At 67.7% G+C, this 16,473-nt stretch carries 13 protein-coding genes and 2 pseudogenes; 8 read left to right on the forward strand and 7 right to left on the reverse strand.

Features of this window, described 5'->3' with window-relative positions:
• Positions 1-900: 900 nt before the first annotated feature.
• A complete protein-coding gene (locus tag LXN57_RS12145; RefSeq protein WP_251798155.1) occupies positions 901-1,098 on the reverse strand; it encodes a helix-turn-helix transcriptional regulator in 198 nt (65 codons plus the stop codon).
• A 1,029-nt stretch (positions 1,099-2,127) separates the two neighbouring features.
• On the opposite strand from LXN57_RS12145, the pseudogene LXN57_RS12150 reads away from it, so the two are divergent.
• Positions 2,128-2,817: pseudogene (locus tag LXN57_RS12150) on the forward strand (DUF2786 domain-containing protein); the annotation flags it as partial.
• Between the two features lie 108 nt (positions 2,818-2,925).
• Here the strand turns inward: LXN57_RS12150 and LXN57_RS12155 are convergent.
• The gene (locus LXN57_RS12155; RefSeq protein ID WP_251798157.1) at positions 2,926-4,098 is read right to left on the reverse strand and encodes a plasmid pRiA4b ORF-3 family protein; all 1,173 of its coding nucleotides are present in this window, start codon (positions 4,096-4,098) and stop codon (positions 2,926-2,928) included.
• A 268-nt stretch (positions 4,099-4,366) separates the two neighbouring features.
• Between LXN57_RS12155 and LXN57_RS12160 the strand changes: the two genes are divergently transcribed.
• Positions 4,367-5,887: a hypothetical protein gene (locus LXN57_RS12160; RefSeq protein WP_251798158.1), complete on the forward strand. Its 1,521-nt coding sequence runs from the start codon at positions 4,367-4,369 to the stop codon at positions 5,885-5,887.
• A 39-nt stretch (positions 5,888-5,926) separates the two neighbouring features.
• On the opposite strand, the gene LXN57_RS12165 is transcribed toward LXN57_RS12160, so the two are convergent.
• The gene (locus LXN57_RS12165; protein ID WP_251798159.1) at positions 5,927-6,202 is read right to left on the reverse strand and encodes a hypothetical protein; all 276 of its coding nucleotides are present in this window, start codon (positions 6,200-6,202) and stop codon (positions 5,927-5,929) included.
• A 66-nt stretch (positions 6,203-6,268) separates the two neighbouring features.
• On the opposite strand from LXN57_RS12165, the gene LXN57_RS12170 reads away from it, so the two are divergent.
• Entirely contained in the window at positions 6,269-6,613 is a 345-nt protein-coding gene (locus LXN57_RS12170) for a hypothetical protein (RefSeq protein ID WP_251798160.1), read from the forward strand.
• Here LXN57_RS12170 and LXN57_RS12175 read toward each other — a convergent pair.
• Positions 6,595-7,074, reverse strand: coding sequence for a GGDEF domain-containing protein (locus tag LXN57_RS12175; RefSeq protein ID WP_251798161.1), 480 nt, complete (start codon positions 7,072-7,074; stop codon positions 6,595-6,597). The two genes, LXN57_RS12170 and LXN57_RS12175, sit on opposite strands and share 19 nt — an antisense overlap.
• Before the next feature lie 266 nt (positions 7,075-7,340).
• Here LXN57_RS12175 and LXN57_RS12180 point away from each other — a divergent pair, with 266 nt between their 5' ends.
• Together LXN57_RS12180 and LXN57_RS12185 are read left to right on the forward strand one after the other, a co-directional pair.
• On the forward strand, positions 7,341-8,198 hold the full coding sequence (locus LXN57_RS12180; RefSeq protein ID WP_251798162.1) for a DUF1963 domain-containing protein: 858 nt from the start codon (positions 7,341-7,343) through the stop codon (positions 8,196-8,198).
• 35 nt (positions 8,199-8,233) lie between these two features.
• Positions 8,234-8,674, forward strand: a pseudogene (locus tag LXN57_RS12185) (DUF2786 domain-containing protein); the annotation flags it as partial.
• 203 nt (positions 8,675-8,877) lie between these two features.
• Here the strand turns inward: LXN57_RS12185 and LXN57_RS12190 are convergent.
• Entirely contained in the window at positions 8,878-10,386 is a 1,509-nt protein-coding gene (locus LXN57_RS12190; protein WP_251798164.1) for a hypothetical protein, read from the reverse strand.
• 691 nt (positions 10,387-11,077) lie between these two features.
• On the opposite strand from LXN57_RS12190, the gene LXN57_RS12195 reads away from it, so the two are divergent.
• Positions 11,078-12,505: an FAD-dependent oxidoreductase gene (locus LXN57_RS12195; protein WP_251798165.1), complete on the forward strand. Its 1,428-nt coding sequence runs from the start codon at positions 11,078-11,080 to the stop codon at positions 12,503-12,505.
• Here LXN57_RS12195 and LXN57_RS12200 read toward each other — a convergent pair.
• Entirely contained in the window at positions 12,481-13,698 is a 1,218-nt protein-coding gene (locus LXN57_RS12200) for an alpha/beta hydrolase (RefSeq protein ID WP_285904615.1), read from the reverse strand. The two genes, LXN57_RS12195 and LXN57_RS12200, sit on opposite strands and share 25 nt — an antisense overlap.
• A 450-nt stretch (positions 13,699-14,148) precedes the next feature.
• Positions 14,149-15,141, reverse strand: coding sequence for an AraC family transcriptional regulator (locus LXN57_RS12205; protein WP_251798166.1), 993 nt, complete (start codon positions 15,139-15,141; stop codon positions 14,149-14,151).
• A 90-nt stretch (positions 15,142-15,231) separates the two neighbouring features.
• Between LXN57_RS12205 and LXN57_RS12210 the strand changes: the two genes are divergently transcribed.
• Both LXN57_RS12210 and LXN57_RS12215 read left to right on the forward strand, forming a co-directional pair.
• Positions 15,232-16,032: an NAD(P)H-binding protein gene (locus LXN57_RS12210; protein WP_251798167.1), complete on the forward strand. Its 801-nt coding sequence runs from the start codon at positions 15,232-15,234 to the stop codon at positions 16,030-16,032.
• Positions 16,029-16,415, forward strand: coding sequence for a DUF4345 domain-containing protein (locus LXN57_RS12215; RefSeq protein ID WP_251798168.1), 387 nt, complete (start codon positions 16,029-16,031; stop codon positions 16,413-16,415). The genes LXN57_RS12210 and LXN57_RS12215 overlap by 4 nt, the downstream gene beginning before the upstream one ends.
• The last annotated feature ends 58 nt before the right edge of the window (positions 16,416-16,473 follow it).

Genomic DNA, 16,473 nt, shown 5'->3' on the forward strand with positions numbered 1-16,473 from the left:
TCAACAGCACTGGTCAACTACCTATACGCTGCTTCCACCGAAACGGTCGTGCCCACCAAAGGACAAGGGCCGACATGACGTCGGCAGCGCAGTTCCGGGTGCGTGCTCGATGCCTAGCCCCGCTTTTGGCGTGCGTTGCTGGTAACGGCAGGGGGCGAAGCCCGAGGGGAAAGCCGAAGGACCTCCCGCCCCATCCGGAGGGTCACGGGCGAGGGGCAGACCAGCGAGAGATTGTCGCGCTCCCCTGTACGCAGGCTGGCCCGGGAACGGCACCTTGGAAATACTCCCCATAAATTACTTAAGCGAACCACCTCTCACGCGTGTTCGGCTTACTCACATGCCGCCGATAAAGCGCAATCGTGGCCATGTGGGGAGTGCCGCCGGTGCAACCAGGTGACCTGGATGATCGAGAACAACCCTCAACCCCTCGGCTCAGCCGCGCGCTTGTCGCGAAGCGCGAAGCGGTAGAGGTAGGCAGCCAGGAGAAGGTCCGCGCAGTCACGCAACGCGACGTAGGTTCGCGGTCCGCTCACGATCTTGCCGGTGCGGCGCGATACCGAACCGCTGCGACGGTCACAGATGGCCCCTGAACAGGGAAAACGCGGTTCTTATTCTGCCACGTATGGTCCACGAGATGCAGGGGCCGTGTGTTCGCGAAAAGCGCGAACCGCGGCCTCTCGTCATATCTGCTCAGGGGGCCGAGCCCCCTGAAACCCCACGGTGCGGTGACCATGCCCCGCGGTCCGGTGCCGGCGTGCGAACCAGAGTTGCGAGCTGGTGTCGCGTCGGGTGACTAACTGGGTGACTACCGTCGATGGCCGTCTGAGCCCAGCGATTTTGTCGTTGACGGTAGAAGCCGCGAGAGCCATTGGCCCGGAGCTCCTGGGGCAGGCGCCCGTTCTATTGCTGCTCGTCCTCTTGAATTCGGCTCGGCCGTTGGGCCGCCCAGCGCCGCACGTCAGAGGAACGCCAGATTCGACCCACGGACAGATGCGCGACGGGCTCCGGGAAGTCGGCCCGATCAACCAGCACGGCGACGCGCTGCCGTGTGACACCGAGGTAGTCGGCGATCTCGGCGGCAGCCATAACCTCGTCCATGGGCGCCGATCCTCCGACGGCAGGCGTTGTCTAACTGTCAATCGGGGGGTTGTCTACCAGACAACTGTATGGCACTGTCGCGGGAAGGCGTGCGGGTATGCGGCCTTGATCAGTTGTCTCGCCGTACGCGAAGCGCGCCAAAGCCCTGCACGCGCAAGCCGGACGAAATTTCGGGAGGCCTACATGCTGAGCGCGCAAGACCATGAGCCGATGCGGCACATTGCTCAAAGAGTTGCCGACTGTATCTCCAAAAGCGGCTACGCCTTCATCGAAGACGACAAACTCGAAGCGTTGGCAGCGGCTCTGACCTTCTTCCTAGTCGAGGCCGACATCCCGCCAGCACAAGTGGCAGAGTGCTGCGGGTCGCCGCGACGCCAGCTTCCAGTCGTTGGTGACCGTCGTGTCGACTTGCTCAGTTCTGAGTCCAGCAACTCTCAGAGCGAACCATAGCCAGGGCTGTGCCGACTGCGCGATGGCTGCCTCGATAAGCGATGTCTGGGCTTGATGCTGTCTTGATTCTGTTCAGAGTTTCTGTACGTCTTTAAAGCGGCCCGAGACGGGCCGCTCACGCCGCCGCCTGGGCGCGTGCCGGTCGCTTAGCTGGCGCACACGACCGACACGCAGGCAGCCCGTCGGCTGGCGTGCAGGAGTGGATCGGGCCGCGGCGACGACAGGCTCACAGCGTGGGTTGGGGCTGAGGGTTCGGCCGGCTGCCAACCGGAGCGGCCAGGGCGAGGCGGCCGAGCTGCCGCGCCGGGCCGCAGCGCGAGTCATGGCCGTCAGATGCCAGGCGCGGCGGCGCGCAGTGTGTCCGGGCCCCTCCTCCGAGGTCAAGGGCGCTTCGCGTCGCAAGCGACGGCCGCAAGCGGCCGCCCTTGAGCTCGGAGCCTCTGCGGCCCTCGCGGCCAAGGGGTCAAGCGGCAGGCCGATGGCCTGCCCGCAGGAGGTGCGCGCCGCCGCACCGTGACCAGATCGGGCGGAGATCAGTGGGTAAGGACAGTCGCGAACGGCACAAGGCCAAGCGGAAGGCGGATGCTGGATCGGGTCCGGGCGTTGCTGGCCAAGGCGGAGTCCACCGACTTCCCGCAGGAGGCCGACGCGTTCACGGCCAAGGCGCAGGAGTTGATGGCCCGGCACCGGATCGACCATGCCCTGCTGGTGGCCGCGAGTGGGGAACGCGACCGGCCGGTCACCCGCCGGGTCGCGGTCGACAATCCGTATGAGGCGCCGAAGTCGTTGCTGCTTCAGGTCGTTGCGGAGGCGAACAGTTGCCGGGCGGTGTGGGCGAAGCGGTTCGGTTTTACCACGGTCGTCGGCTTCGGTGCGGATCTGGACTCCACCGAACTGCTGTTCACGTCGCTGCTCGTGCAGGCGACCAGGGCGATGACCCAGGCCAAAACCACCACCGACGAGTACGGGCGTAACACCACCCGCTCGTTTCGGCAGTCGTTCCTGACGGCGTACGCGTCGCGGATCGGCGAACGGCTCAGCGCCGCGGCCGACGAGGTCGGCCAGGAAGCGGCCGGCTCGGCCAGCGGTGCCCAGCTGCTACCGGTGCTCGCGGCCCGTGACGACGCGGTACGCGACGCGTTCGAGAAACAGTTCCCTCAGCTGACGCACCACACGACGACCATCAACAATCGGCAGGGCTGGGCGTCGGGCCGGGCCGCCGCCGACCGGGCAGCATTGCACGGCCGGCACGCGGTCGCCCACGAGTGAACCCCACTGGCGGCCCCGGCAGCGGCCGGTTTCGCTCTTCGCGGTGTCGCTGCCGGCCGTACGGAGTGTCGCCCGCATGCGTGGCCGACGCCCGCGGCGCTTGCCTGGTCAGGCGGTGCGGGTCGCGGCGAGTATGACGGTGTCGAGTCGGCGGTTGGCGTCGGCGGTGTCGAAGTGCGCTGGGTCGAAGTCGCTGGCTTTCTCGATGCCGAGCCATTCCAGCAGGTGCTGGTGTTCGGGGTGGGTGGGATCGGCGAGCGTGGCGATGAGGTCGGCGTAGCCGTGAACACCTCCGCAGTCTTCCGGTGGGCAGGCGCTTGCCCCGGCCGTGCAGGTGGGGTACCGGCCGCCGGGCTCAGCGGTCAGCAACTGTTCCAGCACGATTTCGTGGTCCCAGCCGTCGCCGAAGTCGTACTCGTACCCGACGGTTTCGCCTTCTCGATCGGCCAGATCGCGCAGGGTCGTGCGGCGTTCGTCCTGCAGCGGGAAGTCGAGGTCGGGCACACCGTAGCGGCCGCTGGGGTGGATGAACATGTGCAGGTGCGAGTTGGTCCAGCCCATGGCTGCTTGAATCACCCGGTCCAGCCGGTCGAGGCGGATCGTCGCGGGCACGAGCAAGCGGCGCCACACCGGCGGTTCGGCGTCCAGCAGGGTGACCTTGAGCTGGGCGATCTGGTCGCCGGGCGCGGCGGCGCCGTACCGGGAGCGCAGAGCCCACTCGGCCAACGGCGTCAGCCGTAGCGTCCCGGCTGCGGCGTCCTCTTCGGCGAGCGCGCCGAGGGTCACCAGACCGGCTACGGCGCGGCGTACGTCATTGTCTGTGGTCTTGCGCAGGCGAGTCAGTTGCTCGGTCGTGGCGTCGTCCAGGTAATAGCGCGCGCTGAGCGCAGACCAGACCTCCTCCTGCACCGCGCCGGTGGGCGCGGCACCGCCGCCGTCCGCGATGCCGCGGAAAAGGAGGGCGATGCCGTCGGCGAAGTTGTCGCCAAGCAGCGACTGGAACCAGCCGGCGGAGCAGATTGCCGGTCCGAGCTGGTCGAAGGCGGCGAACATGAGGTTCCACAGTTGGGCCGGCCGATCGATCAGCCGCTGGTTCTTCTTCACCGGGACCAGCCGGCCGTGGACGACGCGGACGAGTCCCGCGGCCTTGGCCCACGTCACCACGATCGCGAGGACAGGCAGCTCAGCGCTGCTGCGGGTACGGAACACCCGCTCGCCGATGACGGGATCGATTTCGTCGCCTGTATCCAGCAGACTGACCAGATGGCGGGCGTCGGCCATGGTCAGCTGTCCGGTCTGAGTTAGCTTGCGGCCCTGTCCGACCCACCGTGTCAAAGCGGTGACCTGCCTTAGCGCAGGTGTGGAAGCTGCCACGGCGGCGAGATCGTCCTCAAGCATGGGCAGTAAACCTCTCGAGCGTCATCGTCATTATCGACAGCTGCGACAACAACCGTACGGCGACGCGCACGCGGGCTGGCCCCGGCGAGCGGTCCTGGCGTGCCGCTGCGGGCGGGCGAGGCGCCGGCGGTAGGGTCGCTCGGTGCCTCGCTTGCAGCAGACGGTGATCGACGAGTTCGCGGAGTGGGCTTCGGCTGCGGGGCTCGCCCCGGGCGGCCAAGCTGGCACACGGTGGCGGGAACGGATCACAATCCTGCTTCAGGGACGCGCGCAGTACCTTGATCGGCCGGATCCGACCCGCTGGCGCAGCGGTGACGTTCACGACCTGTTCATGGCATATGTCGTGCCTCGGCAGGTCGACAACTGGGATCTCACCGAGTACGGCCTGGACACTATCCGGATCTTTCTGCGTTTCCTCGACGCCACTGACCGGCTGCACCCAGCCAGCACCCGCGTGCCGGCCTTGCTCAAGGAGCTGGACCGGCTCGCGCCCAGGTATCCCAGCGCGATGGCCGACACAACCCGGTGGCGGCTTGCGAAACGCGTATTCCACGCGATCCTCGCCGACGGGATACCGTTGGACGCCGAACCCGCGGCTCTTGACGCCTGGGCGCAGCGATTCAACGCCCGAGACTTCGAGGGCCGCCGCGCGGTCCTGGGCGAGGTGATGGACGAGCGCCCCGGCTATGCCACCGGGCAACTGCTCATCCACGACGGTCAGGTCGCGATGCTCGGGCACGCCGCGCCAGCCGCGAAGCACCTGGTCTGGCCGGACCTGGGCTGTGACTGCGGGTGCGAGCGGCAGGCGCAGTTCCCGCCCGTCGCGCTGCCCGAGGCAGCCGACCTGGCCAGGATGGTGGCCACTGACGGGGCTGGCTGGCTCACCCGGCTCGCGGTATTAGCCGGGTGGACCGGCGGGGGCAAGACCGTCGACGATCGCGGCGAGCCCCGCAAGGCCGACGTGCCGATGCTGCTCGCCGCGCTCGATCTGCCGGCCACCAGCGACCGAACAGGCGGGACGCCGGCTCTCACCCGAATATGGCGGCTGGCGATCGAGTTCGACGTCATTCAGCTCCGCCGCACCCGAGTCCTCGCCGGCTCAGGCGCGAGTCTCATCGCGAACACACTGGCGGGTGCCGCAGAGCCGGAACAGGTCCTCGACTTTTGGTCCGATCTGGCCGACGAGTTGCTGGATCCTCCAGCGCCGGCGATCGCGCCGAAGAACGGCGAGCACCTACGTGACTGGCTGAGGCCCTGGATGCCCCGGTTCCTCGGCATCTTGTACACCGCTACAGCAAGCGGCGAACCCGCCGTCCTGGACACCATGATCGACCAATTGCTCGACGAGTACGAGCGCCGCCTCCCGCCGGGCGATCCCGCGCTGTTTGCCGGACTGGCCGCCGCGGTCGTCCGCAACGCCCTTTCCGACCTGGCCGACCATGGCGCCGTCACCGTTGCCGGCATCGGCGACCACGTCAACGACCACCGCACCGCTGCGATCGGCGTCGCGCCATGGGCCTTGAACCCCCGGCCCGGTCTGACCGTCGGCCTCACCGATCTTGGCCGCTACTTGGTCCGCCAACGCCTTCTCGCTGAAGGGGCACACGCGCCCGTGGCCGGTCAGCCGGACGATGCGACGTCGGCTGGCCCGATGGCGACGGGGCGGCCCTGAGCTGGGCACTGCAGGCATGACGCTGGTGTTGTCATTCGGTTACTGGGTCATGAGGCTGGGCCGTCCGTGCTCGTCGAGCAGGCCCGGGAACCGGAGTTCGCCGGTGGCGTAGGCGACGCAGCGTTTGGTCAGGTCAGCTGTCATGCCGGTGTGTTCGGCGAGGAACCGGATCCACTCGGGCAGTATCGCGACCAGTTCTGCGGCGAAGTCGGCTTTGTAGAAGTCGCGCAGGTGCAGTACTACTGCGGCGACCTTGTGCGGCGAGCAGGCCGGATACAAGCTGGGGTACTCGCGCGGGGACCATGAGTCGGCCATTTCCGCAGCGAGGTCGGTGGCGCCGGCGGTGCCCTCGCCCGACGCGTCGCCGGCCGGCCTGTCGTCGTGGCCGAGTCGTCGCAGCCGGCGGGCGAACTGTTCGGCCGCGGTGTCCGCGCTCAGCCGTGCGAGCGTACGACCGGGCGGGGCCTGGCCGGCCGCTTGCCGGACGGTGTTGCCGAGCCGACGGCTGCGCAGGAACTCGGCGTACTGCTCCTGGTCTTCTCCGCCCGGCCGGATGCCTTCTACCTCGCCGACCAGAAGCGCGTCGAGCGTCTCCGTGTCGTCCGCCGGGGTCAGGGTGGCGCCGGCGGCGGAGGGGCCAACCTCGAGGAAGGGGCCGAAGGGCTAGGAGGCGGAGATGGTGAACCGGCGGCGCGTAGCGACGAACGTCAGAGTGCTGACGCCTGAGGTAGTCCCTGCTTGAAGAGATCCAGATCGGCCAGAAGCAGGGTCACCGGACGACCGTTAGCGAGTTCTGACTCCAGACGGACGTCAAAGCCACGGCGGTTCAGCGCGCCGGTCAGTGGATCGGTGATGGAGACCTGGTCGAGCCGCCGCCGCAGCGAGGCGAGCGCGGCGGTGTGTTTGAGGCAGAGGTACGAGACGCCGGCGAAGCCCAGGGTGCAGGCGACGGCGTACCCGGGTGGCGCTGGCTCCCCGAGCAGCGCAACGACCCAGTATGCGATCAGCCCGACAGCGGAAACGACCAGGAACCGCTGCGGACGTGCCCGCAGCGCGATGATCACTACGCAGAACGGAATCAGCGGGCCGAACGGACCCCCGACTCCGCCGTGCATCAGGCTGAGCAACGCGGCGGCGAGCAGGGGGACGATATGTCCCTGCATGCCCCACTGTATTTCCCGCCGCATGCCCGGCCCTGTCGACTGGGCCGGCAGACGCCTGAGGTAAAGCTCCGAGTGTCACGCCTTGTGGCGAAGACTCGCGGGTGACGGCCGAGCGATTCGATGATCGGCGCGGCCGTTCAGCCGATTGCTTTGCGTCCGCTCGGGGTCGATCGGACTACGGGGGTAGGGGCTGCCCATCCATCAGTTGGTCGCTGGCCGAGGTGCCCTACCGTGGCGGCGTCAGTCGTGCGGGACTGGATCATTGCTTCTGAAAGGAGGAGCACGGGAGCATGGAGTCGACCGTTGAGGCTCACCTCGCTGTCTTACGTCGTGGCTTCGGCATGGAGGTCGACAAGTGGCGAACGCTGATCGACAACATGGGTGTCTTGGCACCGGTACGTGACCGGCTCCTGAGCGACCTGCGTGTCTGCGCGCGTACCGAGTTGCGGCGGGGCGAGGCGGTTCAGCCGCGGTGCAGTCGGCTCGGCGGGTTTCCCGAGCTTCCCACGGGCGCGGTGTGGCCACGCGCTGTGGACGGTCGCTGCCTGTGGTTTCTTGGCCAGATCGATCTCGCCGACGTGGGCCGGCGACTCGGCGACTCGTCCGGCGACAGCGCCAAGCTGCCGAGTGAGGGGTTGTTGTCGTTCTTCGCCCTGCCAGAACCGGGTGACGACGACGAGTATCCGGCCAAGGTGATATGGACGCCGGCGGGTGTCGAGGTGGGCGAACTCGCCGCCCCTGACGACTTGGTGGCATTCGCGGCGGAGTGGTCAGCGAGCTACGGCCGGCAAGGGCTGTTCGGCCCGGTGTGCGTGCGCTTCGAGACGGAGCTGATCCTGCCGCACGCGTTCGACGTGGTCGAGGCTGGTACCGGATATGACGATCCGACCCTGGTGGCGCTGCTTGCGTTCGGCGAGATGACGGCGCTGAGGTCTGGTGAGGCGCGGGTCCTGGGCTGGCCGGACTGGGGCCAGGATAGTGTCGCTTCGCCGAACGAACGGCTGCTGCTGCAGCTCAGATGCTCCCATCCAGCTGTGGACCCGGTGGGTCTCTGCTTCGGTGAGGGCGACTTTTCATTCCTGATCGACGAGCAGGCTCTTACCGAGAGCAACTGGGATGCTGCTCGGGTCCACTACGAGAGCGGCTAGAACTGCCGGGCTGGCGGTCGCTCCGGCATACCAACCTGTGGGCGAAGCGGTTCGGTTTTACCCCTGTCGTCGGCTTCGGTATGGATCTGGACTCCACCGAACTGCTGTTCACGTCGCTGCTCGTGCAGGCGACCAGGGCGATGACCCAGGCCAAAACCACCACCGACGAGTACGGGCGCAACACCACCCGCTCATTCCGGCAGTCGTTCCTGACGGCGTACGCATCGCGGATCGGCGAACGACTCAGCGCCGCCACCGACGAGGTCGGCCAGGAAGCAGCCGAGTCCGCGGGCAGCACGCAGCTACTGCCTGTGCTCGCGGCCCGTGACGACGCGGTACGCGACGCGTTCGAGAAACTGTTCCCCCAGCTGACACGCCACGCGACGACCATCAACAACCGGCAGGGTTGGGCATCGGGCCGGGCCGCCGCCGACCGGGCCTCATTACACGGTCGGCAAGAGGTCGCCCACGAATGAATTCACCCCCTACCCCCTCTCGTGCCCCGCCGCCGCCGTCCATCCCGCCGACCTGCAGCAATGGGCTCGCCAGGGGTCGCAACATGGGAGCTCAAACGCGCGTTCTTCCTGTGCACGTGGCGGTCGTGGCCGGCTGGCCAGGGCACCTGTCGGCCGCGACAGCCTCTCCGGCTGCCGCGGCCGATCGCGGACTCTCTGTCAGGTCACGCCGCGCGGCGTGCTACCGGGTAGCAGGCGAACCGGAACCGGGAATAGCTGTCCGACTGCGCCGCCGTCAAGCTCCTGAACAGCCGTACCGTCGAACCGGATTGCTGCCCGCTGGACAGGTTGACGGTCAGGTCCTGGTCGCTGACCTTCAGGATCAGCTCGTCGTGCCGTTGCGGGTCGGCCATCAGGAAGACGTGGAACAACGAGTTCGGGTGGTCCTCGGCGTACGCCTGGTCACCATGCAGCTTGAGCCGGTTGCCTTGCTGCGAACCGCCCCACACGTTCACCGTGAGGTCGGCGTCGCGGGCCTTGAGCATGAACGACTTGCCGAACCGGATCATCTTGAAGTGGGCGTCGTGGTCGGCGAACGCTTCCGCCAGCGTGCCGGACAGAACCAGCCCGCTTTCCTCGACGGGACCGCTGCCCGCACGGATGGTCAGATCCTGGTCCAGCGCGCGCAGGATTACGTACTGGTCGTCGTTGCAGACCGAGCCGCGGGTGTGGAACACCGGGTGCGCCGGGGAATTCTTGTGTGCGGTCAGCGCCGCCTTGATCTGCTGGTACTTCGTGGTGAGGTAGGCGTTGCGCATCTTCGCCCGCTCCTGGCCGATCACACTGTCCGCGGTGGCGATCGCCGCGTTCAATGCGGCGTCCTGAGCCGGGTTGGGGGCGATGCCGCCGGACAAGAGTTCCTGGCTGCTCCAGACCCAGGAGCCGTCCTCGTTGTCCTTCACGTAGATCTTGAATCGCGTGGAGCAGCTGAATTGTCCGCAGGCGGTGCTGATCGTGTGCGAGCCACGGACGAACCGGCTGTTCACCGCGGTGTTCAGCTTCGACTCCAGCTGAGTCAGGTAGCTCAGACTCTGGGTCGCTTCCTGGATGCGGTTGTTCTGCAGGGTGCGCCACTTGTCGACGCGCAGCGTCTCGTACTGGATCGCCTGGGTCAGGGTCGCCATCTTCACCCCCGCCAGCGCACTCATCGAGGGCAGGGCCAGGTAGCTCAGGTTCCGGCCGGTCTGCTCCGACGAGCTGAACTTCTTCCACGCAGCGTCCAGGTCGTCCACGAGGGCCTCGCGGTTGGCGTCGGTCGTCTGATCCGGGTAGCTGTTGGCGGCCAGGATGTCGATCTGGTCCTGGATGTCGTCGTCGAAGATCTCCTGCATGTTCTGGTTGAAGACGATCTCGGCCTGCGCGCGGGCCACCCGGTTGAGCTCCTCCAGGAGGTTGCGTCCCTCGGCGCAGTCCCAGCTTCCGGTGAACCCCTCGATGAAGTTCGCCAGCCCGGACACGTACCCGCCGACAACCGGCAGCACGCCGATCGCGTTGACGACGTGGCTGAAGGCGGCCGAGCACGACTCAGCCTGCGCGGGCCTCGGCGTGGCCACCGTCAGCACAGGGGTGAAGGCGACCGCGGCCAGCGCACCGGCCAGGACGCTGTGCCGTCTCCGGAGGCCGCGGCGGGTGCCGGTGCCGTCCGGTGTGGTGGGGTCCGTCGTCTTGCGCATGGTGCTCGACTCCTCATGGTGATCAGTAGAGGCCGCATTCGGTGATTCGACAGTGACGTCGATGAGTGCGACTGAGTGCTGGAAGGACCGTAAGCGCCGAAAGGATCGTGAATCCTGAGGAGCTTCTGGGGGACTTCTGAGGCGAATTGTCAGGGCCTTGAACAGCAGTTATGAGGGAGTGTCGGCGGGTGGTGTCGAGAAGCTGACAATGGGTGAACCGTTTGCAGGCGGCTCCGCCCATATGGACGCGGGGAGGAGGTCAGGGCCGTTGCCGGATCGGGGTCGGCCAACTTGGTACGGCGTTGGGCAGGGTCATTGCGTTCCGGGTTGCTGTGACGGCGGTGACGAGGTCGTGTGGGCGACGGTTGGCCCGGCGGGTGGCTCGGGCAACGTGGTGTACCTGGTTCTCGATGAGCCACTCACTACGGATCCATTCGCGGATCGGCCGGTTTGGCGTCGGCTGCGGGCAGGGCGATGCCGGTACTGGTGTCCTGGGCGGACAGCAGATGGGTCACACCCGATCGCATGCGCATCAACAGATCCGCTGCTCATATTCCCCTCAGGGAAATCTCAGATCTCCGTCAAGAGTCGGCCCGACAGGTGGTGAAAGATCCGGCGAGGCGGTCCGTCGTTCTCGGGTATGCCCGGTTGAGCACGCCGATCGGCACGAGCCAGAGTGGGGTGACCGAGGATGGACAAGCGCCGCGGTGGCAGGGCGATCGTCATCGGAGCGAGTGTGGCGGGTCTGGTGACTGCACGGGTTCTGAGTGACCATTTCGACCGAGTGACGATCCTGGAACGCGACCGTTTACCCGACGAGGCGGTCGTGCGGCGTGGCGTACCCCAGGGCCGGCACGCCCATGTGCTGCTGACCGCCGGCCAGCAACTGCTGAACCTCTGGTTCCCCCGACTTGCCGAAGACCTCCTGGCGGGTGGAGCGGTGCCCTTCCGTACCAGAGATGTGTTGTGGCATCAGGGAGGTGCCTACTGGGTGCGGCCAGACCCCGGCCATCCCGGGATGTCGATGAGCAGGCCGCTGCTCGAGAGAGCGATCCGCAGGCAGCTACTGCTGGAGCGGCCCAACGTGTCCATCGCCGACGACGTGGCGGTCGACGGTCTCATCCTGGACGCTGACCGGGTGGTCGGCGTCCGCTCCGACGCAGCAGAGCACCGGGCGGACCTCGTTGTCGGATGCACCGGTCGCAACACCAGGTTCCTCGACCATCTGGCCAACGCCGGTTATCCCGCGCCTGAGATTTCCGCCGTCCCCATCGACGTGGCCTACGGGACCCGGCTGATGCGCCGGCGACCGGACCGACGTGACGACGTGCCGGCCTTCATCCTCGGTGACCCGGCCGGCGTACACCGGATGGGCACCGCACTGCCGGTGGAAGGCGATCGATGGATCGTCACCCTCGGTGCCGCGCCCGGCGAGGCGCTTCCGACCGATCCGGGAGAGTTCGAGGAGTTCGCCAGGGCCCTGCCCGCACCCGTTCTTGCCGATATCCTGACTCGCTCCCAGGCACTGGGTCCGGTCCTGGTGCAGGGGCTGGCGACCAGCCAGCGCCGCCACGTGGAGCGGCTTCGGCGCACTCCGGCGGGATTCGTCGTGCTGGGAGACGCCATCTGCAGTGTCAACCCCATCTACGGGCAGGGGATGTCAACGGCTGCCATGCAGGCCAGAGCGCTGGGTCAGGCCATCGAGCGGCATGGCCGTACTTCCCCGTCGCTGCCACGGGATTTCTATCGGCGGGCGGCGAAGGCCGTCGACATGCCGTGGCGGATGGCCGCCGGGCCCGCCTTCACGGGGCACCGCTCCGGCATAGCCGGGACCATCGGCGCCGAGATCGTCGACCGGTATTTCGGCAGGGTGATCCAAGCGTGTCACACCTCGGTCCCGGTCGCTCGCCGCATGGTCCGGGTGCAGAACTTGATGGCCCGTCCGGCGGCACTGATGACCCCAGCCATGATCGTTCGGGTTCTGCTGTCATCTCGCCGGTCCCCGGTCGAGGGCGACAACCGGCCGGCCACTGACGGTGCCATGGCGGGGCGGCGACGTCGACCAGGACCAGGTACCGGGAGCGGTCGCCAGGATCAGGCCAGAAATTCGTCGATCTGAAACAGGAATTCGGCCCAAGCCGGCTCGGCGGCGGTCAGCAGGTGGTTCCGGCTCTCCAGCAAGACCAACTGGCTGTCCGGGATGAGGGCGGCCAGCTCACTCGCCTGCGAGGCCGGGACCCGGGCGTCGTGGCGGGAGTGGATGATCAGAGTCGGGCACTCGACCCGGTGTGCGATATCGGAAACGTCGATATTGGCGAATTCTTCGAGGAAGCGCACCCCGTTCTCCGGTGAGGTCGTCTGCCGTTGGAAGGCGATGAAGGCCTCGCACTCCTCAGGTGTGCCGTCCGGCAGAAACTGGGAGGCGAACACCCGGAGGAAGCTGGGATCCTGGTGGATCCACCCCACCCGGGCCAGGTCCAGGTCGAGCGCCGCCGCGGCGCGTTCGGCGTCATTCGAGGCGCGGACCTGTCGTCCACGTGCATATGCGCCCGCGAGGATCAACCGGCTGACCCGCTCGGGATGGCGCACGGCATAGGCGATCGCCACCGCGCCGCCCTGTGACACGCCGAGCAACGGAAACTGGTCGAGACCCATCGCGTCGACCACGGTCTCGAGATCGTCGACCCAGTCGTCGAAGGTGAAGCTGGGCACCGCCCAGTCGGACAGACCGCAACCCCGTTCGTCATAGCGGGTCAGTCGCCGGTTGCGGGCGAGGGCGTTGAGCCAGTGCGACCACAGCGGAGTGGTCCATTCGAGGTCGAGGTGTGTCATCCAGTTGGCGGCCTTGAGCAGGTCCTGCCCCGACCCGGCTGTCGCGTACGCGATGCGGGTGCCGTCCTCTGCGTTGCAGAACCGGATCGTCTGCCGGTGGGTGCTGGCCGGGATGTCCGGCCGGCGGCCGGAGGCTTGGCGGGTCTCGCTCGCAGCCGGAATGTTCACCGGCGTGGTCGGGCTGACGAACTGGTAGCCGCGGCGATGCACGGTGCGGATCATCTGCTGTTGGCTGCCGGTGTCCCCGACGGCCAGGCGCGCTGTCCTCAGCCCCGTGGTGAGGGCGGCCTCGCTGACGAACCGGTCGCCCCACACCTCGTCCAGCAGTTCGTTCTTCGTTACCACCCGATCCCGGTTGTGGACCAGATGGCATAGGAGATAGAGGGCACGGGGCTCCACGTGGACCGGCTTGCCAGCGTGAATGAGCTCATGGCGGCCGGTGTCCAGTTCGTACTCACCGAAGCGATACCTGTCTCCCACAATGCCGGAAGTCTATCGCCCGTGCTGGTCCGGCCCGCAACGGTGAGCAGAACGACCGCCGCCATCGAACCCTGAATTCGATGCCCGGGAAGTGGCGGCCAGTAGGAGATCGAGAGACCGGCTGAGCCCGCGAATCCGAAGACCTGCCAGCACACGACCCCGACAGGGTGCGGTAGTCCGAGGCCGCGTGGGACCGTCCGGCGCCGTGGCAGGTGCGCGCTCGACGAGCATGTGCCGAGACTGGCACCGCCGTTACCGTTGCCGTTGGCTATGTGCAAGCGGACAACAGCGCGATCCGGCGGCTTGCCGGCCAGATCGCCCCGGAGACCCGCACAGCGAACGGCGGCCTCTCGTCATGTCCACTCAGGAGGCCGAGTCCCCTGTTCGTCCTTTTGAATCCGGCTCGGCCGTTGGGCCGCCCCGCGAAGGAGGAAGTGTTCGAGACGGAAGTCAAGGAACTCGTAGCCCGTGCCGAAGCTCGGAGACGTTCGGCGGCTGTCCATGGGGCGGCCTGAACCTGCCCGGCGGCGATCCGAAGGTGCGGCTGAACGCACGCGAGAAGGCGGCCTCCGACGCGTAGCCGAAGCGGCGCGCGATCTGCGACAGCGGCTCCCTCGTTTGCTGCAGGTGAGTGCGGGCCAATTGCATCCGCCACTGCGTCACGTACTGCATCACGGGCTCACCCACCAGAGCGGTGAACCGGGCGGAGAACGCTGAGCGGGACATGGCGGCCTCCCCGGCGAGGGACTCGACCGTCCACGGCGCCTCCGGCGCACGGTGCAGCACCGCCATCGCCCGGCCGATGTGCTCGTCGCGTAGCGCCGCGAGCCAGCCTTGACGAGCCTCCGGGGCGGTGTCGAGCCAGCTGCGGATCGCCTGCACCACAAGGACATCGGCGAGGCGGGTCAGCACGGTCTCACCACCGGGCCGCAGTCTTGCCGCTTCCGTCCCGATGAGGTTCAGCGTGCTCTGGAGCCAGCCACCGTCGTCGGCCCAGGTGTTCAGCCGCAGGACGCGCGGCAGCCGGGCGACGAGACGATCGGCGGTGACATGGTCGGGGCGCATCGAGCAGTAGGTGATGCGAGTGAGCGCGCCCCCGCCGCCGTGGCGCATCAGCTCGCAGCGTTCGCTGATCTGCTCCACTGGCAGCTCGAACAGCGGCAGCGTCGGCGCGCCGGGCGCGCTGCGGATCTTGTGTGGCACTCCGTGCGGGATCAGTGCCAGCTCCTGCGGGCGCAGCGTCAGCGACGGCAGGCCGTCGACCTCCAGCACCGCCTCGCCGTGCGTCACGACGAGCATCGCCATCAGCCCGTCGAGATGGGGGACGGCGACACCCCAGGGCGCGGTCAATTCGGCGCGGCAGTAGAGCGTGCCGGTGATGCGGAGTAGATGCAATGCCTCGCCGAGGGGGTCGGCGGGTGGCGGGACGGTCCGTCGGGTCATGCTTCACTATCCACCGTGCAGGACGTTCTGCAAAGAATTCAGGCTCTCTGATGATTGGACATCCTTCCTGTACGGGCCAGGCTGGACTACATGAGCGCACTTGTCATCGGTTCGACCGGCAAGACCGGCCGACGCATCCTGAGCCGCCTCACTGACCTCGGCCACCCCGTCCGCGGTGTATCCCGCCGCACCGACATCGTCTTCGACTGGGAACGCCCAGAGACCTGGTCAGCCGCCCTCGAAGGGATCGACGCGGCCTACGTCTGCTACTACTCCGACCTCGCCGTGCCGGGCGCTCCCGGCGTCATCGAGGCGTTCGCCGAGAAGGCCGCGTCCGCAGGGGTCGAGCGTCTCGTCCTGCTGTCCGGCCGCGGCGAACACCAGGCGGAGAACTGCGAGGACATCATCCGCGAATCCGGCCTCGGCTGGACGATCGTGCGGGCCGGTTGGTTCGCGCAGAATTTCGACGAGGGCGACCTGCGCCAAGACGTCGTGGACGGCACGATCGCCCTGTCCGCCGGCGAAACCCCCGAACCGTTCGTCGACGCCGAAGACATCGCCGACGTTGCTGCGGCGGCGATGGTTGACGAACGGCACGCCGGACGCGTGTACGACGTGACCGGCCCGCGACTGCTCACCTTCCACGACGCGGCCGCCATGCTCACGGAGGCGTCCGGCCGTCCCGTGCGGTACATGCCGCTCACCGACGCGCAATTCCGGGCCGCGCTCGCCGAACACCCGTACGGGGAGTTCCTCGCCGACCTCTGCGCCGAGGTTTTCGACGGTCGCAATGCCCACCTGGGCACCGGTGTGCAGGACGCGATCGGCCGCGAACCGCGGAGCTTCGCCGACTACTGCGCGGCGGCCGAGGCTGCGGGGGCCTGGCGGTGATCCGCCGGGTCACGCTCTTCGTCTCCGGCGCCGTGGCGCTTTACATCGGGGGCGCACTGCTGTTCTTGCCGGCGGCGTTCCGCGGGCAGTACGGCATCGCCATGGCGGACGACCCGAGCCTCTACAGCGAGACGCGGGCCAGTGGAGCCGCCGTGCTGGCCGTCGGCGTCCTGCTCGTCGCCGGCGCGATCGTCGCCCGGCTCGAGTTCACCGCGGCGGCCGCCGGGGGCGCTGTCTACCTGGCATACGCGCTGGCACGCGGGTACAGCGGTATCGTCGACGGCGCGCCGAACAGCGGGTTGATCCTGGGCGGCGTTGTGGAGCTGCTGCTCGGCTTGGCCTGCCTTCATGTCCTGACCAGGCGGCCCATCGCTCCGACCTAGCCATGTGGGTCTGCCGGTGAACGACAGCGCTGAGGACGATTTCGAGTCGGAACGGGCG

The sequence above is a fragment of the Paractinoplanes hotanensis genome, assembly GCF_023717965.1.
Taxonomy (GTDB): domain Bacteria; phylum Actinomycetota; class Actinomycetes; order Mycobacteriales; family Micromonosporaceae; genus Actinoplanes; species Actinoplanes polyasparticus.

Excerpts from the sequence above, each read along its gene's own strand:
- LXN57_RS12145 (WP_251798155.1), bottom strand. The coding sequence starts at position 1,098 with ATGGACGAGGTTATGGCTGCCGCCGAGATCGCCGACTACCTCGGTGTC.
- LXN57_RS12155 (WP_251798157.1), bottom strand. The coding sequence starts at position 4,098 with ATGGCCGACGCCCGCCATCTGGTCAGTCTGCTGGATACAGGCGACGAA.
- LXN57_RS12165 (WP_251798159.1), bottom strand. The coding sequence starts at position 6,202 with ATGGCCGACTCATGGTCCCCGCGCGAGTACCCCAGCTTGTATCCGGCC.
- LXN57_RS12175 (WP_251798161.1), bottom strand. The coding sequence starts at position 7,074 with ATGCGGCGGGAAATACAGTGGGGCATGCAGGGACATATCGTCCCCCTG.
- LXN57_RS12180 (WP_251798162.1), top strand. The coding sequence starts at position 7,341 with ATGGAGTCGACCGTTGAGGCTCACCTCGCTGTCTTACGTCGTGGCTTC.
- LXN57_RS12190 (WP_251798164.1), bottom strand. The coding sequence starts at position 10,386 with ATGCGCAAGACGACGGACCCCACCACACCGGACGGCACCGGCACCCGC.
- LXN57_RS12195 (WP_251798165.1), top strand. The coding sequence starts at position 11,078 with ATGGACAAGCGCCGCGGTGGCAGGGCGATCGTCATCGGAGCGAGTGTG.
- LXN57_RS12205 (WP_251798166.1), bottom strand. The coding sequence starts at position 15,141 with ATGACCCGACGGACCGTCCCGCCACCCGCCGACCCCCTCGGCGAGGCA.
- LXN57_RS12210 (WP_251798167.1), top strand. The coding sequence starts at position 15,232 with ATGAGCGCACTTGTCATCGGTTCGACCGGCAAGACCGGCCGACGCATC.